The sequence below is a fragment of the Brevundimonas diminuta genome (assembly GCF_022654015.1).
GTDB classification, from domain to species: Bacteria; Pseudomonadota; Alphaproteobacteria; order Caulobacterales; family Caulobacteraceae; genus Brevundimonas; species Brevundimonas diminuta_C.
Genome location: NZ_CP073063.1, coordinates 343,117 through 364,327 on the forward strand (window position 1 = coordinate 343,117; position 21,211 = coordinate 364,327).

The 21,211-nt window shown below is 67.2% G+C and carries 21 protein-coding genes; 11 read left to right on the plus strand and 10 right to left on the minus strand.

Annotated elements, in window-relative coordinates:
* Nucleotides 1-403 precede the first annotated feature (403 nt).
* From KAK88_RS01670 to dnaQ, 5 genes are all read left to right on the plus strand, one after another.
* Entirely contained in the window at nucleotides 404-1,273 is an 870-nt protein-coding gene (locus KAK88_RS01670) for a pyruvate, water dikinase regulatory protein (RefSeq protein WP_045810959.1), read from the plus strand.
* An 86-nt stretch (nucleotides 1,274-1,359) separates the two neighbouring features.
* The gene (locus KAK88_RS01675; protein ID WP_242078540.1) at nucleotides 1,360-1,905 is read left to right on the plus strand and encodes a Maf family protein; all 546 of its coding nucleotides are present in this window, start codon (nucleotides 1,360-1,362) and stop codon (nucleotides 1,903-1,905) included.
* Nucleotides 1,902-2,732, plus strand: a complete 831-nt coding sequence (locus KAK88_RS01680; RefSeq protein WP_242077614.1) for a shikimate dehydrogenase family protein — start codon at nucleotides 1,902-1,904, stop codon at nucleotides 2,730-2,732. The genes KAK88_RS01675 and KAK88_RS01680 overlap by 4 nt, the downstream gene beginning before the upstream one ends.
* The gene (gene coaE, locus KAK88_RS01685) at nucleotides 2,729-3,361 is read left to right on the plus strand and encodes a dephospho-CoA kinase (protein ID WP_242077615.1); all 633 of its coding nucleotides are present in this window, start codon (nucleotides 2,729-2,731) and stop codon (nucleotides 3,359-3,361) included. Before KAK88_RS01680 ends, coaE begins: the two co-directional genes overlap by 4 nt.
* Before the next feature lie 24 nt (nucleotides 3,362-3,385).
* Nucleotides 3,386-4,108: a DNA polymerase III subunit epsilon gene (dnaQ, locus tag KAK88_RS01690; RefSeq protein ID WP_242077616.1), complete on the plus strand. Its 723-nt coding sequence runs from the start codon at nucleotides 3,386-3,388 to the stop codon at nucleotides 4,106-4,108.
* 87 nt (nucleotides 4,109-4,195) lie between these two features.
* Here the strand turns inward: dnaQ and dapB are convergent, their stop codons facing one another.
* The 3 genes from dapB to dnaK all read right to left on the minus strand — a co-directional run bounded on the left by dapB (nucleotide 4,196) and on the right by dnaK (nucleotide 8,227).
* Nucleotides 4,196-4,945 carry a 4-hydroxy-tetrahydrodipicolinate reductase gene (gene dapB / locus KAK88_RS01695; protein ID WP_066553577.1) on the minus strand — a complete coding sequence of 250 codons (750 nt, stop codon included), beginning with the start codon at nucleotides 4,943-4,945 and terminating at the stop codon, nucleotides 4,196-4,198.
* Nucleotides 4,942-6,144, minus strand: a complete 1,203-nt coding sequence (gene dnaJ / locus KAK88_RS01700) for a molecular chaperone DnaJ (protein ID WP_055809618.1) — start codon at nucleotides 6,142-6,144, stop codon at nucleotides 4,942-4,944. Before dnaJ ends, dapB begins: the two co-directional genes overlap by 4 nt.
* Before the next feature lie 175 nt (nucleotides 6,145-6,319).
* The gene (gene dnaK, locus KAK88_RS01705; protein WP_242077617.1) at nucleotides 6,320-8,227 is read right to left on the minus strand and encodes a molecular chaperone DnaK; all 1,908 of its coding nucleotides are present in this window, start codon (nucleotides 8,225-8,227) and stop codon (nucleotides 6,320-6,322) included.
* 291 nt (nucleotides 8,228-8,518) lie between these two features.
* Here dnaK and KAK88_RS01710 point away from each other — a divergent pair, with 291 nt between their 5' ends.
* From KAK88_RS01710 to KAK88_RS01730, 5 genes are read left to right on the plus strand one after another with little or no spacing between them, the layout of a single operon-like run.
* Entirely contained in the window at nucleotides 8,519-8,887 is a 369-nt protein-coding gene (locus tag KAK88_RS01710; protein ID WP_242077618.1) for a hypothetical protein, read from the plus strand.
* Entirely contained in the window at nucleotides 8,850-9,488 is a 639-nt protein-coding gene (locus KAK88_RS01715) for an alpha-ketoglutarate-dependent dioxygenase AlkB (RefSeq protein ID WP_242077619.1), read from the plus strand. Before KAK88_RS01710 ends, KAK88_RS01715 begins: the two co-directional genes overlap by 38 nt.
* 43 nt (nucleotides 9,489-9,531) lie before the next feature.
* Nucleotides 9,532-10,290 carry a dienelactone hydrolase family protein gene (locus KAK88_RS01720; RefSeq protein ID WP_242077620.1) on the plus strand — a complete coding sequence of 253 codons (759 nt, stop codon included), beginning with the start codon at nucleotides 9,532-9,534 and terminating at the stop codon, nucleotides 10,288-10,290.
* Nucleotides 10,291-10,348: 58 nt separating this feature from the next.
* Nucleotides 10,349-10,828: an Rrf2 family transcriptional regulator gene (locus KAK88_RS01725; protein ID WP_242077621.1), complete on the plus strand. Its 480-nt coding sequence runs from the start codon at nucleotides 10,349-10,351 to the stop codon at nucleotides 10,826-10,828.
* Nucleotides 10,829-10,832: 4 nt separating this feature from the next.
* Complete coding sequence (locus tag KAK88_RS01730) at nucleotides 10,833-11,747, plus strand: NAD(P)/FAD-dependent oxidoreductase (RefSeq protein ID WP_242077622.1); 915 nt, start codon at nucleotides 10,833-10,835, stop codon at nucleotides 11,745-11,747.
* Here the strand turns inward: KAK88_RS01730 and KAK88_RS01735 are convergent.
* From KAK88_RS01735 to typA, 5 genes are all read right to left on the minus strand, one after another.
* A complete protein-coding gene (locus KAK88_RS01735; protein WP_242077623.1) occupies nucleotides 11,744-12,208 on the minus strand; it encodes an OsmC family protein in 465 nt (154 codons plus the stop codon). The two genes, KAK88_RS01730 and KAK88_RS01735, sit on opposite strands and share 4 nt — an antisense overlap.
* Entirely contained in the window at nucleotides 12,208-13,263 is a 1,056-nt protein-coding gene (gene trpS, locus KAK88_RS01740; RefSeq protein WP_242077624.1) for a tryptophan--tRNA ligase, read from the minus strand. Before trpS ends, KAK88_RS01735 begins: the two co-directional genes overlap by 1 nt.
* A gap of 125 nt (nucleotides 13,264-13,388) precedes the next feature.
* Nucleotides 13,389-14,984 carry a murein biosynthesis integral membrane protein MurJ gene (gene murJ / locus KAK88_RS01745; protein ID WP_242077625.1) on the minus strand — a complete coding sequence of 532 codons (1,596 nt, stop codon included), beginning with the start codon at nucleotides 14,982-14,984 and terminating at the stop codon, nucleotides 13,389-13,391.
* Nucleotides 14,985-15,154: 170 nt separating this feature from the next.
* The gene (glnD, locus tag KAK88_RS01750) at nucleotides 15,155-17,860 is read right to left on the minus strand and encodes a [protein-PII] uridylyltransferase (RefSeq protein ID WP_242077626.1); all 2,706 of its coding nucleotides are present in this window, start codon (nucleotides 17,858-17,860) and stop codon (nucleotides 15,155-15,157) included.
* Between the two features lie 51 nt (nucleotides 17,861-17,911).
* On the minus strand, nucleotides 17,912-19,744 hold the full coding sequence (gene typA, locus KAK88_RS01755; RefSeq protein ID WP_242077627.1) for a translational GTPase TypA: 1,833 nt from the start codon (nucleotides 19,742-19,744) through the stop codon (nucleotides 17,912-17,914).
* 233 nt (nucleotides 19,745-19,977) lie between these two features.
* Here typA and KAK88_RS01760 point away from each other — a divergent pair, with 233 nt between their 5' ends.
* Nucleotides 19,978-20,283 (plus strand): UrcA family protein, encoded by a 306-nt coding sequence (locus KAK88_RS01760; protein ID WP_242077628.1) that lies wholly within the window; start codon nucleotides 19,978-19,980, stop codon nucleotides 20,281-20,283.
* Here the strand turns inward: KAK88_RS01760 and KAK88_RS01765 are convergent.
* Together KAK88_RS01765 and KAK88_RS01770 are read right to left on the minus strand one after the other, a co-directional pair.
* A complete protein-coding gene (locus tag KAK88_RS01765) occupies nucleotides 20,280-20,777 on the minus strand; it encodes a GNAT family N-acetyltransferase (protein ID WP_242077629.1) in 498 nt (165 codons plus the stop codon). The genes KAK88_RS01760 and KAK88_RS01765 overlap by 4 nt on opposite strands.
* Complete coding sequence (locus KAK88_RS01770; RefSeq protein ID WP_242077630.1) at nucleotides 20,777-21,211, minus strand: DUF1178 family protein; 435 nt, start codon at nucleotides 21,209-21,211, stop codon at nucleotides 20,777-20,779. The genes KAK88_RS01765 and KAK88_RS01770 overlap by 1 nt, the downstream gene beginning before the upstream one ends.

A 21,211-nucleotide genomic window follows, 5' to 3' on the forward strand; every position in this document is an offset into this window, starting at 1 on the left:
TTAAGAATTAAAAGATTCGAAGTGGCAGGTAGGGCGGTGGAATGGCGGGGATGACTCGATCGGCGGCGACGGAACAAAAGCGGATATCCACGCCTGGCCTATCGTTAACGGGGATGTCGAAACGGCTGATCCCGCCGGTGGACAATCCCTAACGAAACCTTAACAGGTAAGGGTTTGCGGGGACTTGCGGCTGTGAACGCGGTTAAGCGACGTTAACCTTTCATTAGGATTTTCCACAGCGGTTTGAAATTCGGTTTTCCGCCTTGGGATGATCCAGCGGCTGACTGCTGACGCGATCCACCATCATCCCCGCTCGCGGGCGGATCGATCAGCGGCTAAGAGAAACGGCGCCCCGATGGTCCAACGCCGTCCCCCAACTTTCAACAGGGAGACAGACAGTCTCATGAGCCCTGCGAGACCCTCGGGACCGGCCCGTCTGGCCACCTATTTCCACGTTCATCTGGTGTCGGACTCCACCGGCGAGACCTTGAACGCCATGGCCAAGGCGGTGACCGCGCGTTTCGACGGCGTCATTCCGATCGAGCACATCTATTCCCTGGTGCGATCGTCAAAGCAGATGGAGCGGGTGCTGCAGGAGGTGGAGTCCGCGCCGGGCGTCGTTCTCCACACCTTGGTCGACCGCGATCTGCGCGAGCAGCTGGAAGAAGGCTGCCGTCGCCTGGACATGCCGCAGATCGGCGCGCTGGATCCCTTGGTCGGCGCCATGTCGCGCTATCTCGGCGCGGCCCTGTCCACCCGCGTCGGCGCCCAGCACGCGCTGGACCACGACTATTTCAACCGGATCGCGGCGCTGGACTTCGCCATGGCCTACGACGACGGTCAGGGTTCGCTCGATCAGCTGGAGGGCGCCGACGTCGTCCTTTGCGGGGTCAGCCGCACGTCCAAGACCCCGACCTGCATCTATCTGGCCCACCGGGGCATCCGGGCGGCCAACGTGCCTCTGGTGCCGGGTCAGGAGGATGGCGAGCGGCTGACCAAGCTGAAGAACCCCTTGGTGATCGGCCTGACCGTATCGCCGGATCGACTGGTTCAGATCCGCCGCAACCGCATCGACAATCTGAACGCCAGCCAATCGTCGAACTATACCGATCAGGACGCCGTGCGCGACGAGACGATCAAGGCCCGGCGGGCCTTCGAGCGGCGCGGCTGGCCGACCATCGACGTGACCCGCCGCTCGGTCGAGGAGACGGCGGCGGCGATCACCAATCTTCTGAGCGAGCACCGCAACCACAAGATCGGGACGACCTGGTGAAAAGCATTCCTGCTGCGCTATCGCCCTCCGGGCTGCTTGAGCGCGGAACTCTCATCCTGGCGTCCAAGAGCGCGGCCCGCCGCGCCATGCTGGTAAACGCCGGCGTCGCCTTTGAGGTGCGCGTCGCCGATGTGGACGAGGACGCCATCAAGGCCGTCTCGACCGACCTGGACGCCGCCGCCCTCGCCGTTCGTCTCGCGGAAGACAAGGCCCTTGCCGTTTCGCGCGACGACGAGACCGCCTGGGTGCTGGGCTCGGATCAGACCCTGGCCTTTGACGGCGGCCTGGTCTCCAAGGCCAGGTCTCTGGACGCGGCGCGCCAGCGGCTGAAAGCCATGCGCGGCAAGTCGCACCAACTGCATTCCGGCGCAGCGCTGGCGACCAAGGGCCAGATCGTCTGGTCCGGCGTCGATACGGTTCAGATGCGGATGCGCGATTTCTCGGACGCCTTCCTCGACGCCTATCTGGCGGCCGAGGGTGAGGCCCTGCTGTCCTGCGTCGGCTCTTACCGGCTGGAGGGGCTGGGCTCGCAGCTGTTCGAGGCGGTGGACGGCGACTATTTCACAGTGCTGGGTCTGCCGCTCTGGCCGGTGTTGAAAGAGCTACGTCGCGCGGGGGTGATCGCGGCATGAGCACGCACCGCATAACCGGGGCCGCCATGGTCGCCGGGGTCTCCGGAAATCCGGTCGCCCATTCGCTCAGCCCGGTCATTCACAACGCCTGGCTGGCCGCGGGCGGCATCGACGGCGCCTATGTTCCCTTCGCCCCAGCCGATGCGGCCGGGTTTGAGGCCCTGGTCGCGGCGGGACGTGCCGGTCTGATCATGGGGCTGAACGTCACCGCCCCGTTCAAGGAACAGGCCTTCGCCCTGGCGGATCAGGCGACGGCGGCGGCGCGGCTGACGTCTTCGGCCAATATCCTGCAGTTCGAAAACGGGCGGGTGCTGGCCGACAGTTCCGACGGGATCGGCCTGATGCGCGGCCTGAGGGAACAAGCGCCGGACCTGGACGTGGCGGGGCGGCCGGTGGTGATGCTGGGCGCCGGCGGCGCGGCCCGCGCAGGCTCCGGCGCCTTGGTCGAGGCCGGCGCCAAGGTGCGCATCGTCAACCGTTCGCCCGAACGCGCCCAGGCCCTGGCCGCCGATCTCGGGCCGTCGGTTCGGGTCATGACGGCCGATGACGCTTTTGACGGCGCAGCCTTGGTCATCAATGCGCTGAGCGTCCCGCCCAGTATTGACTTCGACCGGATCGCGCCCGGCACGGTGGTGATGGACATGACCTACAAGCCGCTGGCCACGCCCTTCCTGATGGCGGCGCGCGAACGCGGCCTGCCGACGGTGGATGGATTGGCCATGCTGATCGGCCAGGCGGCGCCGTCGTTCGAAGCCCTGTTCCGCCGCCCGCCGCCGCCTCTCGATCTTCGCGCCCTGTTGATGACGCATCTGGGCGAGACGGCATGATCCTGCTCGGTCTCACCGGCTCCATCGGCATGGGCAAGTCGACGACGACGGCCATGTTCGCCGATCTGGGCGCGGTCGTCTGGAACGCCGACGATGCGGTTCACCGCCTCTACGCGCCTGGCGGTGCGGCGGTTGGTCCGGTGGGCGAAGCCTTTCCCGGCGTCGTCGTGGACGGCGCGGTCGATCGCACGCGTCTGGCCGAGGCGCTTGGGGAAGACGACACCGCCTTTCGACATCTGGAAGCCATCGTGCACCCCCTGGTCGCCCAGGGTCGCGCGGCCGATCTGGAGGCGGCGCGCACGGCGGGTGTGCAACTGGCGGTTCTGGACATCCCCCTGCTGTTCGAGACGGGTGGGGACAGCGCCGTCGACGCCGTCGTGGTGGTCACCGCCGATCCGGCGATCCAGGCGGAGCGGGTCCTGGCCCGTCCCGGCATGACCCGCGAACGGTTCGACGCCATCCTGGCGCGCCAGATGCCGGACGCGGAAAAGCGCGCCCGCGCCGATTTCGTCATCGACACCGGCCGGGGTTTGGAGGCCGCGCGGGCCGAGGTCGAGGCGATCGTCGTCGCCGTTCTTGACGCGTCGTGGATATCTCCCCGGCGCGGCGCGGCGAGCCTTTCGCGCTGAGGCGAATGCCGCCATTAAGGGCGAATGGCGCGCGAGATCGTTCTGGATACGGAAACCACCGGCTTCGACCCCAAGACGGGCGACCGGCTGATCGAGGTCGGCTGTATCGAGATTCAGGATCTGCTGCCGACGGGGCGGACTTTCCATCGGTTCGTCAATCCCGAGCGGCTGATCCCGCCCGACGCCATCCGGGTTCACGGCATCACCGACGAAAAGGTCAAGGATGCGCCCAAGTTCGCCGAGATCGCCGACGAGCTGATCGAATTCATCGGCGATGCGCAGATGATCGCCCACAACGCCGCCTTCGACCGCAACTTCATCGACTTCGAATATGCGCGGTGCGGTCGCCCGATCACCGGCGAGGCGCGCTGGATCGATACGCTGAAACTGGCCCAGACGCGGTTTCCGGGCATGCCCAACTCGCTGGACGCCCTGTGCAAACGCTACAAGGTGTCGCTGGTCGAGCGGACGCTGCACGGCGCCCTGATCGACGCCCGCCTGCTGGCCGAGGTCTATCTGGAGCTTCGCGGCGGCAAGGAACGGGTGCTGGACCTGTCGTCGGCGCCGGTCGGTCGTGGTCCCGGCGGCGTCATCGAAACCGCCGCCTACGGACAGCGTCCCCGCCCCCTGGCGCCGCGCTCCACGCCCGAGGAACAGGCCGCCCACGTCGCCTTCCTCGCCAAGGCGCTGAAGGACCGCTCACTGTGGGAAGCCTACGGTCTGCCAGCGCAAGAAAACGCGGCTTAAGTCACCGTTCCCAACCCAGCACAATAGATGCGCTCAAGCAGAGAGCGACCGCGTCGCGAACGTAGCGCGGCGCGCAGCGCCCCTAAATCATGCCTGCCGGAAGCCCAGCACGTCCTGCATGTCATAGAGACCGGGGCCGCGCGTCCGCACCCAAGCGGCGGCGGCGACAGCGCCCTTGGCGAACAGCGACCGATCGATCGCCGAATGGCTGAGGGTCAGCACTTCATCTTCCGAGGCGAACAGCACCGTATGTTCGCCGATGATGCCGCCGGCGCGGATGGAGGAAAAGCCGATCTTGCCGCTTTCGCGCTCGCCCTGGACCCCGTCGTAGGGTTTGGAGCGCAGGTCATCCAGATCCGCGAACCGGCCCTCGGCGGCGGCTTCGCCCAGCATCAGGGCCGTGCCCGACGGTGAATCCACTTTCCGGCGGTGATGGGCCTCGGTGATCTCGATGTCCCAATCCTGGGCGTCCAGACGCTGGGCCGCGTGCTGGACCAAGCCGATCAGGATGTTCACGCCCAGAGAGAAGTTGCCGCTCTTGACGATGGCGACCTTCTCGGCGGCCTTCATCAGGTCGGCTTCCTGCTCGTCCGTGAAGCCGGTCGAGCCGATCACCAGGGCCGGGCCGCCGCGCTCGGCAGCGCTCTGGGCCAGAGCCACCGAGGCGGCCGGGGTCGAGAAATCGATGATCACGTCGCACAGCGACAGGTCGGCGGTTTCGCCCCAATCGAAACGGGCGGCGACCACCACATCTTCACGGGCGTCCAGAACCTGAGAGACCGCACGCCCCATCCGGCCACGATAGCCGGAAATGCCGGCATGGAAGATTGCGCTCAAACCGCGTTCTCTTTCGACCCGTCCGCGTCCTGACTGCCCAGGATGTCGGCCCAGAAACGCTTCGCCTTTCCGGCAAAGCTGGAATTCCTGGGGTTCTGCCCCTCCCCGAACGAGAGGGCAAGCTCTTCAAGCAACTCACGCTGGCGCGCGGTCAGATCGGTGGGCGTCTCGACGAACAGCTCGACCACCAGATCGCCCCGGTTGCGGCCGTTCAGATGGGGCATGCCCTTGCCCTTGATGCGCACGGTCTTGCCGGTCTGGGCGCCGGCCGGCACGGCGACCGAGGCCTTGCACTTGCCGTCGCAGGCCGTGGAGACCAGGCAGGGCGCGTCGATCTCGCCGCCCAGGGCCGCCACCGTCATCGGCACGGGCACGGTGACGAGCAGGTCCAGGTTGTCGCGCTCGAACAGGTCGTGCGGCGTGACCGAGATGAAGACGTACAGATCCCCGCGCGGTCCGCCGCGCTGGCCCGCATCGCCCTCGCCCGACAGCCGGATGCGCGAACCGTCGTCCACGCCGGCCGGGATTTTCAGGTTCAGGGTGCGGGTTTTGCGCACCTGTCCGTGCCCGTGGCAGGTGGTGCAGGGATCGGCAATCATCTGACCCTGGCCGTGGCAGCGGGGGCAGGTGCGCTCGACCTGGAAGAAGCCGTTGGCCTGGCGCACGCGACCGGCGCCCTGGCAGGTGGTGCAGGTGACGGGCTTGGTGCCCGGCTTGGCGCCGGACCCCTCGCAGGTGTCGCAGGTCATGGTCGAGGGGATGTCGATCTCGACGTCTTCGCCCTTGTAGGCCTGCTCCAGGGTGATCTCCAGATCGTAGCGCAAATCCGAGCCCCGGCGCGGTCCGCCCTGCTGGCCCCGGCCCTGGCGTCCGCCGAAGGCGTCGCCGAACGCATCGCCGAAGACCTGGGAGAAGATGTCGTTGATGTCCGAGAAACCCTGGCCGCCCTGGCCGAAGGGATTGCCGCCCCCGCCGCCGTTCACGCCCGCATGGCCGTAACGGTCATAGGCCGCGCGCTTGTTGTCGTCCGACAGCACCGTATAGGCCTCGGACAGTTCCTTGAACTTGGCCATCGACTCTTCCGAACCGCCGTTGCGGTCGGGGTGATGCACCATGGCCAGCTTGCGGTAGGCGGCTTTCAGGCCGGGGGCGTCGATCGTGCGTTCGACACCCAGAACTTCGTAATAATCACGCGCCATCGGGCGTTCGTCCTCATACTTCCCCGTTCGTTTTCGCCTCGCCTCTTATCGAGCGTTGGTCGAAATCGATGTCCCGGCTGACATGGGGTCCGGGACCAATGATGCAAGTTTCATGAAAAGGCCCCGCCTATCGCAAGACAAGCGGGGCCGTATCATTTCAGCGACCTGTGACGGATCAGGCGCTCTTCTTGTCGTCGCCGTCCGTGTCCGACACTTCCTCGAACTCGGCGTCGACCACGCCGTCGTCGGCCGGCTGGCCTTCGGCGGCGGCGTCGCCCTGCTGCTGGGCGTACATGGCTTCACCCAGCTTCATCGAGGCCTGGACCAGGGTGTTGGTCTTGGCGCGGATGTCTTCCGGGTCGGCGCCTTCGCGCGCGGTCTTCAGCTCGGCCAGGCCGGTCTCGATGGCCGTCTTTTCGTCCGCGCCGACCTTGTCGCCGTGCTCGGCAAGGGCCTTTTCGGTCGAGTGGATCAGGCTGTCGGCGGCGTTCTGCGCCTCGACCAGATCCTTCTTGGCCTTGTCGGTGGCGGCGTTGGCCTCGGCTTCCTTGACCATCTTGTCGATGTCGGCGTCCGACAGGCCGCCGTTCGCCTGAATGCGGATCGACTGCTCCTTATTGGTCGCCTTGTCCTTGGCCGACACGTTGACGATGCCGTTGGCGTCGATGTCGAAGGCGACCTCGATCTGCGGCATGCCGCGCGGCGCGGGCGGAATGCCCATCAGGTCGAACTGACCCAGCATCTTGTTGTCCGACGCCATCGGACGCTCGCCCTGGAAGACCCGGATCGTCACGGCCGACTGGTTGTCGTCGGCGGTCGAGAAGGTCTGGCTCTTCTTGGTCGGGATCGTCGTGTTGCGCTCGATCAGGGGCGTGAACACGCCGCCCAGGGTCTCGATGCCCAGGGTCAGAGGCGTCACGTCCAGCAGCAGCACGTCCTTGACGTCGCCTTGCAGAACGCCGGCCTGAACGGCGGCGCCCAGGGCCACGACTTCATCAGGGTTCACGCCCTTGTGCGGTTCCTTGCCGAAGAAGGCCTTCACGGCTTCCACGACCTTGGGCATGCGGGTCATGCCGCCGACCAGAACCACTTCGTCGATGTCCGAGGCCTTCAGACCGGCGTCGGCCAGGGCCTTCTTGCACGGCTCGATCGTGCGCTGGACCAGATCCTCGACCAGGCTTTCCAGCTTGGCGCGCGTCAGCTTGATGTTCAGGTGCAGCGGACCCGAGGCGTTCATGGTGATGAACGGCAGGTTGACCTCGTACTGAGTCGTGGTCGACAGTTCCTTCTTGGCCTTTTCGGCCTCTTCCTTAAGACGCTGCAGGGCCAGCTTGTCCTGGCGCAGGTCGACCGACTGCTCCTTCTTGAACTCGTCGGCCAGATAGTCGACCAGACGCAGGTCGAAATCCTCGCCGCCCAGGAAGGTGTCGCCGTTGGTCGACTTCACCTCGAACACGCCGTCGCCGATCTCCAGGATCGAGACGTCGAAGGTGCCGCCGCCCAGGTCATAGACGGCGATCTTCTGGCCGTCGTTCTTTTCCAGACCATAGGCCAGGGCCGCCGCTGTCGGCTCGTTGATGATGCGCAGCACTTCCAGGCCGGCGATCTTGCCGGCGTCCTTGGTCGCCTGACGCTGGCTGTCGTTGAAGTAGGCCGGCACGGTGATCACGGCCTGGGTGACCTTGTCGCCCAGATAGGCCTCGGCCGCTTCCTTCATCTTGGTCAGGGTGAAGGCCGAAATCTGCTGCGGAGAATAGTCCTTGCCGAAGGCGCGCACCCAGGCGTCGCCGTTCGGGCCCTTGACGATCTCATAGGGCACCATGCCCTTGTCCTTGGCGACGACGGGATCATCGAAGTTGCGGCCGATCAGGCGCTTGATCGCGAAGAAGGTGTTGGACGGGTTGGTGACGGCCTGGCGCTTGGCGGGTTGACCCACCAGCACTTCCGCGCCGTCCTGGATCGCCACGACCGACGGGGTCGTGCGGTTGCCCTCGGCGTTTTCGATCACCTTCGGCGTCTTGCCGTCCATGACGGCGACGCACGAGTTGGTGGTGCCCAGGTCGATGCCGATAATCTTGGCCATGTGTTCTTCAGTCTCTCTGGTTCGGCGGGCGATGCGGCGGCCTTCGACGAAGCGCTGCGCGTGACCGCCCCCGGTTGGGTTGGCGTGGATCAGGCTGGATAGCCCCAAGTTTCGCGGGGTTTCTCCGAAGCTGGCCCCGATATGGGAAAATCCCCCCCGCCCGCAAGGGCGTTATTGCGATTCAACGCTTTCGAAGAACGTTGAAATTCAAAGATGCGGAGACAGCGATCGTCGGGCATAAGATTTCCCATCGCGCTCAGGGGACCGCGATGAAGGAAGGGAGAGGAAACAATGATCAAGACCATGCTCAAGGCGGCCGTCGCCGCCGCCATTCTGGTCGGCGCTGCGGCCGCCGCCGCGCCGTCTGCTGGGGCGCCGGCCATACAGTCGCGTGACGGCTATGATCGCCACGTCACCATCAAGAACCGCACCGGCTGGACCATGTTGCGCTTCTACGCGTCGGATTCGCGCAGCGACGACTGGGAAGAGGACATCCTGGGCTCGGACGTTCTGGAAAGCGGGCAGGATGTGCGCATCAACATCGATGACGGCTCGGGCGCCTGCATCTATGACTTCAAGGCCGAGTTCACCAACGGTCAGGAGCTGACGCGGTCGCGCATCAATGTCTGTGAGGTCAGCGAATACACCTACACCCGTTGAGGTGAAGACCGCCGTCAAGGGCTTCCGGCTCTGGCCGGGCGCGTTCGACGCCGCGGCGCAGGCTGATCTGGTCGCCGAGGTGTTCGGCCGGCTGGATGACGCGCCCCTTTATCGGCCGACCACGCCGGGCGGGCGGCCCTTTTCGGTTCAGATGAGCAACTTCGGGCCGCTGGGCTGGGTCTCCGACCGGGGCGGCTATCGCTATCAGTCGACCCATCCCGAGACCGGGCGACCTTGGCCGGCGATCCCGACTATGCTGCTCGACCTGTGGGACGCCACGGTCGGCTGGCCCACGCCGCCGGACGCCTGTCTGGTCAATCTGTATCGCGATGCGGCGAAGATGGGCCTGCACCAGGACAAGGACGAGGCCGACCTCGGCGCGCCCGTCCTGTCGGTGTCGCTAGGGGACACGGCGACGTTCCGCATCGGCGCGGCGGAGGGGGGACGCACCACGACGCTGAGGCTGGACAGCGGCGATGTCTGCGCCCTGACCGGACCCGCACGCCTGGCCCGTCACGGCGTCGACCGCGTGCTGGCCGGATCGTCGCGCCTGATCCCCGGCGGCGGCCGGCTGAACCTGACGCTGCGTTGCGCCGGTTGATCGCCGGATTTTTGGACTGGCTTTCGCCGTCCGGCTGCGGCGTATGTCGGAGATGGATGATCTGAAGCGCCGTTGGGCCCGGCTGGAGCCCCATGTCACCGTTGTCGGACCGGACGACGACCGACCCCGTTCTGCCGTGCTGATGTTCCACGGCTGCGGGGGCCTGCGCGACCATCTACCCCGCTATGCCGAGGTCGCCAAGGCGGCGGGCTGGCGCGCCTTCATCGTTGATTCCTACGGCCCGCGCGGCTGGGGCCGGGCCTTCACCCTGACGGCGGTCTGCACGGGCCTGTCGTTCAGGGGCTATGAGCGGGTGGGCGACGTGCTGGCGGCGATCCAGGGCGTTTCGGCCCGGCCGGATGTCGATGCGACGAAGCTGGCCCTGGCCGGCTGGAGCCACGGCGGTTGGTCGATCATGGAGATGATGAGCGGCGCGCCGACGCCCGGCGCCTTTGGCGTGACCGATCCCGCCGAGGCCGACCTGTCCGGCGTCAAGGCGGTGTGGCTGGCCTATCCCTATATCGGCCCGTTCGCCTTCAACCGGCTGAAGCCCTGGCGGCATTGCCCGCGCGTCCTGGCCGTCACCTGCAAGCGCGACCACCTGACGACCGTTCGCAACGCCGAGCAGGTCAACGCCATGATCCGAAACTGCGGCTCCGAAGTCGAAAGCTGGATCGCCGGGGGCACTCACGCCTTCGACGAACCGACCAACAACGGCCCCATGCGCCACGACCCGGAACTGACGACCGAAGCCCTGCGCCGCTTCGGCGCCTTCCTGACCGACGCCGTCCCACACAGCTGAAAAAGAAAACTCTCCCGCGCTCTTGACGGGCGACCCATCACGTAACAATTGCAGTTACATGAAAAGGGATTCCCGCCTGTCCAACATTCTCCATGCCCTGCTGCACATGGCCGAGCATGAGACACGCACCGGCTCGCCCATGACCTCGGACCAGCTGGCGGTGTGCCTGTCCACCAATCCCGTAGTGGTGCGCCGAACCATGGCCGGGTTGCGCGAGCAGGGATTGGTGGCGTCGGAAAAGGGGCATGGCGGCGGCTGGCGTCTGTCGCGACCGCTGGATCAGGTCACCCTGGGCCAGGTGAACGCTGCCCTAGGCGGTGCGGATCTGTTTCCGGCCGCTCCGCCCATCGAGGCTGACGGCTGCCTGGTCGAGGCGGCGGTCAACGACGCCCTGGCCGAGACCTACGCCGCCGCCCGCGCCCTGCTGATCGCGCGCCTGAACGACATAACCCTGGCCGATCTGGCGGCGGATTTTTCGCGCCGCATGGCCGAACATCCCAAGAGAGACCTGCTCCATGCCCACGCCCGAAAGTCCTGAGCCCATGTCGCACGACGCTCTAATCATCGGCGGCTCCTATGCCGGCCTGTCCGCCGCCATGCAGCTGGTTCGCGCGCGCCGCCGCGTTCTGGTCATCGATGACGGCCGGCCCCGCAATCGGTTCGCCGCCCGCGCTCATGGCGTCCTGACCAATGATGGAAAGCCCGGCGCTGAGATCACGGCATCTGCCCGGTCTCAGGTCGCGGCCTATCCCACCGCCGCCTTCCGCATGGCGGAGGCGGTCGAGGTCGAACGGATCGATGGCGGTTTCTCGGTCGCCTTCGCTGACGGCACACGTACGCGCGGTCGCCGGCTGCTGCTGTCGCACGGGGTCGAGGACGTGCTGGCCGACATCCCGGGGGTGAAGGAACGCTGGGGCCGCACCGCCCTGCACTGTCCCTGGTGCCATGGCTATGAGATCGGCGGCGGCCCCATCGGCGTGCTGGGGCGCGGCGATCACGCGGTTCCGTATGCGGCGACGGTCGCCGAATGGGGCCAGGTCACCCTGTTCATGGACCTTGATCAGGGCCTGTCGCCCGAGGACGCCCATCTGCTGGATCGACGCGGGGTCACCATCGAGGCCACGCCCATCGCGCGGCTGGAGGGCGAGGCGCCGGGCCTGAGCGGCGCGCGGCTGACCGACGGACGGTTCCTCGACCTGAAGGCCATCTTCGTCGGCGCCAATGTGCGGGTCGCCAGCCCCTTCGCCGAGCGGTTGGGTTGCGAGATGACCGATACCCCTATGGGGCGAGTGATCAAGGTGGACGCCATGCAGCAGACGACCCAGCCGGGCGTCTTCGCCGCCGGCGACCTGGCGCGCGCCGCCTCCAACATCACCTTGGCGACCTCGGACGGCATGATCGCCGCCCACGCTCTTTTCAGATCCCTGGTCGAGGAAGAGACGGCGATCGCCGCCTAGTCGACCGTCGCCTCGACCGTGATGGTCGCGCGGACCGAATGGGCCATTTCGCAATGATCGTGGGCCTGGTGGTGCAGGGCGTCGATCTCGGCCTGATCGGGCTCGCGGCCGGTGAAGCTGGTGAAGGGTCGTAGCGTCACCTCGGCGAGGTAGCGCTTGCCGTGATCGTCCTTGCCCATCTTGCCCGAGGCCTCGTCGACATAGGTGTCGACCACCAGGCCGGCGTTGGCGGCGAAGGCGAGGAACCACAGCATATGGCAGCTGGACAGAGAGGCGATCATCGCCTCTTCCGGATCGACGCCGGCCGGATCGGACATCGGCACGGGCACGCTGGAGGGCGCCGACGACCCCGGCACCACCGCCCCGCCGTCGAAGGTCCAGGAATGGGCGCGGCTGTAGCCCTTGTCCAGAAAGGGCTGGTCGCCCCGGTTCCAGACGACCTTGGCCTCGTAGACGCCCATTACGCTCTCCAGAAGCCGACGATCTTCTTGACCTCGTCCACCACGGGATCGGCGACCTCGGCGGCGCGCTCGGCGCCGGCCTTCAGCACGCGGTCGATCTCGGCCGGGTCGTCCATCAGGCGGCGCATCTCGGCGGTCACGGGCGCCAGCGACGACACCGCCAGGTCCGCCAGCGCCGGCTTGAAGGCGCCGAAGCCCTGGCCGCCGAACTGTGCGATCACCTGTTCGCGGGTCAGGCCCGCCAGCGCCGCATAGATGGCGACCAGATTCTTGGCCTCGGGCCGTTCGTTCAGCCCGTCCAGGGTTTCCGGCAACGGCTCTGGATCGGTCTTGGCCTTCTTGATCTTGGAGGCGATCGTGTCGGCGTCGTCGGTCAGGTTGATGCGGCTGTTATCGGACGGGTCCGACTTGGACATCTTGGCCGCCCCGTCGCGCAGGGACATGACGCGGGTCGCCGGCCCCTGGATTATCGGCTCAGGCACGGGGAAGAAGCCGGGAACGCCAAAGTCGTTGTTGAACTTGGCGGCGATGTCGCGGGTCAGCTCCAGATGCTGTTTCTGGTCCTCGCCGACCGGCACCTCGGTCGCCTTGTACAACAGGATGTCGGCCGCCTGGAGCACAGGATAGGTGTAGAGGCCGACCGAGGAGCGTTCCTTGTGCTTGCCCGACTTCTCCTTGAACTGGGTCATCCGGTCGAGCCAGCCGAGGCGGGCGACGCAGTTGAAGATCCAGGCCAGTTCCGCATGGGCGCGCACGGCCGATTGCGGGAAGATGATCGCCTTTTCCGGATCCAGGCCAGAAGCCAGATAGGCGGCGGCGATCTCGCGCGTCTGGGCCGTCAGTTTGGCCGGATCCTGCCACACGGTGATGGCGTGCATGTCGGCGACGAAGACAAAGACCGGCGCGTCCTGGTCCTGCAGTTCGACGAACCGCTTCAGGGCGCCGAGGTAGTTGCCCAGATGCAGCGCGCCTGAGGCCTGGATGCCGGACAGGATGCGGCGCGGGCCGTCATAGTTAGGGACGGGGGTCGCAACGTCCGGGGTTTGGTCGGTCATGGGATCGGGTCTCGGAAGGTCGAAAGGCAGGCGTGGCGAGGCAGGCGGCGGTTCAGCCGCGCCATCGCAGGTCATGGATCAGGCCCGAGGTCGTCATGGCCTCGCGCTTATCGGTTCGCCGCCTGTCAGTCCAGACCGGAGACCGCGCCGCCGCCGGGCTCGCGCCTCAGCGTGGCCTTCAGTTCCGAGAGCGTGACGGCCCGGAACGCCAGCAGGCAGAAGCCGTAAAGCCCGGCCCCGGCGCCGCAGACCACCAGGACGGCGATCTCCTTGGCTAGGAACAGTCGGCTAAGCTGCGGATAGAAGACGTCGGCGGCGAAGAGCAGAGCGGCCATCATGGCGCTGGCGGCGATCACGCGGGCGATGCGTGACATAAAGGCCGGCGACGGCCGCCAGCTGTTCTCGCGGATCAGGACGCCGCCCAGCAGCGCGACATTGACCCAGGCCGAGGTGCTGGTGGCGATGGCCAGGCCCAGCACTCCGTCCCAACCCTGGCGGCGGAACCAGAAGAACAGGGCCGAACCCAGGATGACGGTGATGACCACGCTGGCCACGGCGAAGATCATCGGACGACGCGTGTCCTGGCGCGCGAAGAAGGGCGGGGTCAGAACCTTGGCCAGGACGAAGGCCGGCACGCCCCAGGCGAACTGACGCAAAACGTCGGCGGTGCGGGCGGCGTCGGCCGAGGTGAAAGCCCCGCGCGTCACCGTGGCGTCGATGATGAAGAAGGGAATGACGAACAGGGCCACGGCGGCGGGCAGGGTGAAGGCCATCGCCAGGTTGATGCCGTCGTCCAGCGTCTTCTGCCCACCCTCGTGATCGCCGTCGACGAACGCCTTGGTCAGGCGCGGCACCAGGGCTAGGCCGATGGCGACCCCCACCAGCCCCAGCGGCAGTTGGTACAGCCGGTCGGCGTTATAGAGCACCGAGCGCGCGCCCTCGTCCGACCCGGTTAGGAACTGCGACACCAGAGAGTTGATCTGCAACGCCCCGCCCGCCAGGGCGCCGGGCACGGCGAGCGCCAGGGTGTGACGCACATTCGGGGTGATGCGCGGCAGGCCGATCTTCAGCCGAACGCCCAGACGCCGCACGCCCCACCACAAGAGGCCGGCCTGGATCAGGCCCGACACCGTCACCGCCGCCGTCACCATCAGCAGCACCGTCTCCTGCGGGATCGGCAGGATCAGCGGCGGCATAAGGGCGGCCAGGGTGCACAGGTTCAGAAACACCGGCACGGCCGCTGACAGGGCGAACCTACCACCCGTGTTCAACACGCCCGACAGCAGCGAGGCCACGGTCATACAGGCCAGATAGGGCATGGCCAGCTGGGTCGCGATCACGGCCGCGCGCAGCACCATCGGCTGGTCGCGATAGGCCGAAAGCAGCCACGGCATGATCCAGGGCATCACGACCTGCAGCAGGATGCAGAATCCGGCGACGACCGCCAGCATGAAGCTGAGCGCCTCGGACGCCGTGACGGCGGCGGCCTCCTCGCCCTCGCGCGCCCGAACCCCGCCATAGACCGGCACGAAGGCCTGGGCGAAGGCGCCCTCGGCGAACAGGCGGCGGAAAATGTTGGGCAGCATCAACGCCGTGGTGAAGGCGTCCATCATCGGCCCCTGGCCGAAGCGCGCCGCCAGCGCCATGTCGCGCACGAAGCCGAGAATTCGACTGCCCAGCGTCAGGGTCGACTGCACCAGGGTGTTTCGGGCGAGGCTCATGCGATCTTTGGCTCTATTCTCCCCGCTCACCCCCGCGAAAGCGGGGATCCAGTGCTTTCGCGACGCACTGACCTGTCCGTGATTGGCATATCGCCAACTCGAAAAGCCTGATCGCCCAAAGACCTGGGTCCCCGCTTTCGCGGGGATGAGCGGACATTTGATCCTATCGCTTAGCGCGCTTGTTCGCCGGGCGATACGGGCTTTGCGCGCGGGCTGCGGCGGCCCAGGTCGGAGACGTCGCGTGCGCTGGCGCGGGCCGAGGCGACCTTGCGTCCGGCGGGCGCGGGCGCGCGACTGTCCAGCACGGCCTCAAGTGCGGTGCGCAATTCGGCGATCCGCTGTTCCGAGGTGATCTTTCGCCCTTGGCGATCCACGACGTAGAAACTGTCCACCGCCCGCTCGCCATAGCTGGCGACATGGGCGGAGCGGATGCTCAGGCCTTCGTCGTTGAATACGCGCGACAGGTCCGCCAGCAGGCCCGGCCGATCGGCGCAGGACACCTCGACCACGGTGGCGACCTCGCTGGCGTGGTGATCGACCATGACCACGGGCCGGACTTCGAAGGCGGCCTTGCGCGCATTGCCGGTCGGATCGGGCGCCTGGCCGATGCGGCCCTCGCCCCGCGCGGCCTTTTCCAGCGCCTCGACCAGAGCCTTCAGCCGGCGTGGTTCGGCTTGGCCATAGGGCAGGCCCGCTCCGTCTTGAACACGAAACACGTCCAGGACGACGCCGTCCTCGGTCGCCACCCGGGCGTCGGTCACGTCGGCGCCCAGGGCGGCCATGGTCTGGGCCAGATCGGCGAACAGACCCGGCCGGTCGGCGGCGGCGATGGAGATTTCGGTGGTCTGGACCGTCAGCCCCTGCACCGGCGCGGTCGGGGCCGCCTCGGCCGCCGCGCCCGTCTCGCGCGCCCGCTGGACGAGGGCCGGGTGCGCCGCCAGCGAGTCCTCGCGCGTCACGTCCTCGCCCCGGAACAGGGCGGCGACCTGGTTGTAGAGGGTGCGCATCAGCTGACCCTTCCAGCCGTTCCACACGCCCGGCCCCACGGCTCGGATATCGGCGACCGTCAGAACCAGCAGCATCCGCAGTCGCTCGGGATCGCCGACCAGTTCGGCGAAGGCACGGATGGTCGCCGGGTCCGACAGATCGCGCTTCTGGGCATAGTCCGACAGCGCCAGATGGCTGCGCACCAGCCAGACGACCAGTTCGATCCGGCGCGGATCGACGCCCAGCCGCTCGCACGCCCGACGCGCGGCGATGGCGCCATCCTCCAGCTGCCCCCGCTCGCCGCCCTTGCCCACGTCGTGCAGCAGCATGCCCAGCATCAGGGCTTCCATGTCCGAGATCAGATGCACGATCTCGCTGGCCATCGGGTGGTCGGTCTTCAGCTTGCCGCGCGCGATGTCGTTGATGATGCCGATGGCCTGAAGCGTGTGCTCGTCGACCGTATAGGCGTGGTACATGTTGAACTGGGTCTGGCCGACGATCCGCCCCCATTCGGGCAGGAACCGGCCCAGCAGGCCCGTCTCGTTCATGATGGTCAGGACGCGATAGGGCCTTTGCCCGTGCGCCAGAATGTCCAGGAAGGCCCGCGTCGCCGCCGGATCGCGCCTCAGCCGGGGCGTCACCAACGACAGCGACCGCGTCACCGCCGAAAAGGCGTCCGGGTGCAGGTCCAGGTCATGCTTGTCGGCGCAGACGAACAGGGTCAGCAGCTTGACCGGATCGGCGGCGAACACCACAGGCCCTCCGACCGACAGACGGCCCTGGTCGATCCAGAATCCCTCGACCTCCAGCTTGCGCCGGGGGGCGGGCCGAAACGGCGCCATCAGCCGCGACAGGCCGTGCGCCGTCTTCTGGTGGCGCGCCTCCAGCTTGGCCGACATGGCGCGGGTCAGGGCGCCGACGTCGCGGGCCACCAGAAAGTATCGCCGCATGAACCGCTCGACCGCCGGTTCGTCGCCACGCCCGCGCCAGCCCATGCGCCGGGCCACCTCGGGCTGCATGTCGAACGTCAGCTTCTCTTCGGCCCGGCCCGCGATCAGATGCAGATGGATGCGGACCTGCCACAGGAAGTCGAACGCCTCGTCCGACGTCCGGCGCTCGCGCGGGGTGAACAGTTCGTCCATCACCGTGGCGCCCAGCCGGCTTTCGGGCGCCAGGGATCGGGCGATCCAGTACAGGGTGTTCAGGTCGCGCAAGCCCCCCTTGCCGTCCTTGACGTTGGGTTCGACCTTGTAGCGGGTCGAGCCGGCCTTCTCGTGCCGGGCGGCCCGCTCCTCCAGCTTGGCGGCGATGAAGGGGCGCGGATCGGATTTCGACACCATGTCGCGGAACCGGCCGATCATCAGCTGGGCCAGCGCCTCGTCCCCCGCCAGCGGGCGCGCCTCCAGCAGGGTCGTCCGCACCGTCATGTCTGTCCGCGACAGGCTCAGACACTCTTCGACCGAGCGCACGGCCGATCCGACCTTGGCCCCCAGGTCCCACAGCACATAGAGGACGAACTGGATCACCTGTTCGCCGCGCGGCGTCGCCTTGGACGATCTCAAAAACAGCAGGTCCAGATCGGAATGGGGCGCCAGCACGCCCCGGCCGTAGCCCCCGACCGCGACCAGGGCCAGCCGTTCGGCCTCCACCGGCGAGGTCGGCCACAGCGTCTGGGTCGCCACCCGCCACAGGCCGGCCAGCATCTCGTCGGCGGCGGCGGCGTACAGACGCGCCACGTCGCGACCCTTCATGCCGCCGTCCAGCTTGCGCTCGGCCCGCGCGCGGGCGACGTCATAGGTCTCGCGCAAAACGACAGAGACCGCCGCGCGCGGGTCTTCCGCGCGGGCGGCCTCGTCAAGGCGGTCATCCAGACTGGGCGAGGCGTTCATGTCAGCCGTCTATAGGCCCCATCCCACCCCGCGTCAGTCGGGGATTGCTGACTACTCCGGGCGAACGCGCTTCTTGCGGAACGACGGGTTCAGCGTCTGCTTGCGCAGGCGGATGGACTTGGGCGTCACCTCGACCAGCTCGTCGTCGTCGATATAGGCGATGGCCTGTTCCAGCGACATCTGGCGCGGCGGGGTCAGGCGAACGGCCTCGTCCTTGCCGGCGGCGCGGACGTTGGTCAGCTGCTTGCCCTTGATCGGGTTGACGTCCAGGTCGTCCCAACGCGCGTTCTCGCCGATGATCATGCCCTGATAGGTCTTTTCGCCGGCGCCGACGAACATGACGCCGCGGTCTTCCAGGTTCCACAGGGCGAAGGCGGCGGTTTCACCGTCCGAGTTCGAGATCAGGACGCCCTTCAGACGGCCGGCGATGGCGCCCTTGTGCGGCTCATAGTGGCTGAACACGCGGTTCAGCACGCCCGAACCGCGCGTGTCCGTCAGGAACTCGCCCTGATAGCCGATCAGCGAGCGCGACGGGGCTTTCAGCTGGATGCGGGTCTTGCCGGCGCCCGATGGGCCCATGTCGGTCATTTCGGCCTTACGGGCCGACAGCTTCTCGATGACGATGCCCGAGAACTCGTCGTCGACGTCGATCATGACGTCTTCGATCGGCTCCAGCTTCTCGCCGTTCTCGCCGGTCTGGAACACCACGCGCGGACGCGAGATCGAGACCTCGAAGCCTTCGCGGCGCATGTTCTCGATCAGAACGCCCAGCTGCAGTTCGCCACGGCCGGCGACTTCATAGGCGTCGCCGCCTTCGGTCGTGGTGACGCGGATGGCGACATTGGCCTCGGCTTCCTTCAGCAGGCGATCGCGGATGACGCGCGACTGGACCTTGTCCCCTTCGCGACCGGCCAGCGGGCTGTCGTTGACCGAGACGGTCATGGAGATGGTCGGCGGGTCGATCGGCTGGGCGTCCAGCGGCTCGGTCACTTCCATGGCGCACAGGGTGTCGGCCACGGTCGCCTTGGACATGCCCGCGATGGCGACGATGTCGCCCGCTTCCGAACCCTCGTCCAAGGCCTGACGCTTCAGGCCGCGGAAGGCCAGCACCTTGGTGATGCGGCCGCGTTCGATTTCCTTGCCTTCACGGTCCAGGGCGTGGATCGCCATGCCGGGAACGGCCTTGCCGCTCTCGATCCGGCCGGTCAGCAGGCGGCCCAGGAAGGGATCGCTTTCGATCAGCACGTCCAGCATGCGGAACGGCTTGTCCTTGTTGGCCTGAACGGCGGGCGGCGGGACGTGATCGACGATCAGGTCGAACAGCGGCGCCAGATTGTCATTGGGCTGGTTCAGGTCCAGCGTCGCCCAGCCGTTGCGGCCCGAGGCGTAGATGTGCGGGAAGTCCAGCTGCTCGTCCGTCGCGCCGATGGCGGCGAACAGGTCGAAGGTCTCGTTGTGGACGCGGTCCGGATCGGCGTGGGCGCGGTCGACCTTGTTGATGCACAGGATCGGGCGCAGGCCCATCTTCAGCGCCTTGGTCAGCACGAACTTGGTCTGGGGCATGACGCCCTCTTCGGCGTCCACCAGGATGACGCAGCCGTCCACCATGCCCAGGATGCGCTCGACCTCGCCGCCGAAGTCGGCGTGGCCGGGGGTGTCGATGATGTTGATGCGGGTTTCGCCCGCCTTGCCGTTCCAGAGCACCGAGGTGCACTTGGCCAGGATGGTGATGCCGCGCTCTTTTTCCTGGTCGTTGGAGTCCATGGCGCGCTCGGTCGTCGCCTCATTGGCTCGGAACACGCCGGATTGGGCGAGCAGTTGGTCAACCAGGGTCGTTTTGCCGTGGTCAACGTGGGCGATGATGGCGACGTTGCGCAGGTTCATTTGAGTATCGCGAAAAGGCGCGGCCGGCATACGGGCGGCCGCTGGTCATGAAAAGGCATGCGGGAGGCGCGCGCCTCTTACAGGCATGTGGACAGAAAGACCAGAGCGGGCGTTCGTCGCGCCGATCGACGCCTTACCGATATTTCATCCCCGACGCCGCATCCGACGCCGCCGACGGACGCCTCTTTCCCACGACGGGCCTGACGCAGGCCCATTCCGAAGGGGAGATGATTATGGGTTTGATGATCGCAGCCGCGCTTGCCGCCGCCCTGGCCGCGGGCGAGGTGCCAGGCATGCATGTGAACGCCGAGGGGTTGAACATGGCTCGACCCGGCGAGGCGATGATCCTGGCCGGCCGCATTCGCGCCGCCAGCCATGACTGGTGCGCCGTCAATCGCGCGGTTCTGACGCCTGACAGTCTTGGCGACGCCAGCGTCTGCGAGCGTGAAATGAGACGCCGGGCCTATATCGCCCTGCCCCGTCCCCAACGCATGCACTTCGTGCGTGCGGGCGGCCATACCGCCCTCAATCGGCGCTAGAGCGGCCGCAGCATATAGCGGGCGTCGGCGCCGTAGCTGGCCAGCTTGGCCGCCATGGCCTCGGCGGGCTGCTCGACGAAGCCGTGTCGTGACCAGAAGCCGACCGCGTCATTGACCGCGACCAGGGCGATGGCGGTCCAACCGTCCTCCGTCGCCTGTTCGGCCAAACGCTCGACGATGGCGCCGGTCACGCCGCCGCCCCGCGCCTCAGGGTGCAGGGCCAGATCGTGTAGATAGATCAGGTCGGGCTGGGCCGGCAGGCCTTCGATCATCGTGTTCAGCGGCGGCGCGCTCTCGGTTTTCCACGGATAGGCGATCAGATAGCCCCGCGCGGCGCCCTCCCCATCCGCCAGCACGAAACAGCCGCGCGGATAAAGCGCCAGACGGTTCTGGAAACAGGCGCGATCTTCGAAATGGTCGGGAAACGAAAGCCGCGCCACCTCCACCACCGCATCGATGTCCGTCGGCCGCATGGGCCGCCATTGCAGAGGCATCAGTTCACCTTTGCCGGATCGACGGGCGCAGCCGGCAGGGCCGAGACCGGCACCCCGTCGTCCTTCAGCTTCTTGACCTCGGCGGGCGTGGCCTCGCCATAGATTTCGCGCTTCTCGGACCGGCCCTCGTGGATGTCGCGGGCCTCGCGGGCGAAGGCGTCGCCGACATAGTCGAAATTGGCCTCGACATGGGCGCGCACCTCGCGAGCGGCGGCCATCATCATCGTCTGCATCTTGGCGGCGACGTCAGTGGCGGGATCGGCCTTGCGAGCGCCGCTGACGGCCGGGGCCATGATCGCCTTTTCGACCGCGTGCGAACTGCAGAATGGGCATTCCACCAGCCCCCGCGCCGCCTGGTCGTCATAGTCGGTCGAGGAGCCGAACCAGGCTTCAAAGGCGTGGGCCTGGTCGCATTTCAGGGCGTAGCGGATCAT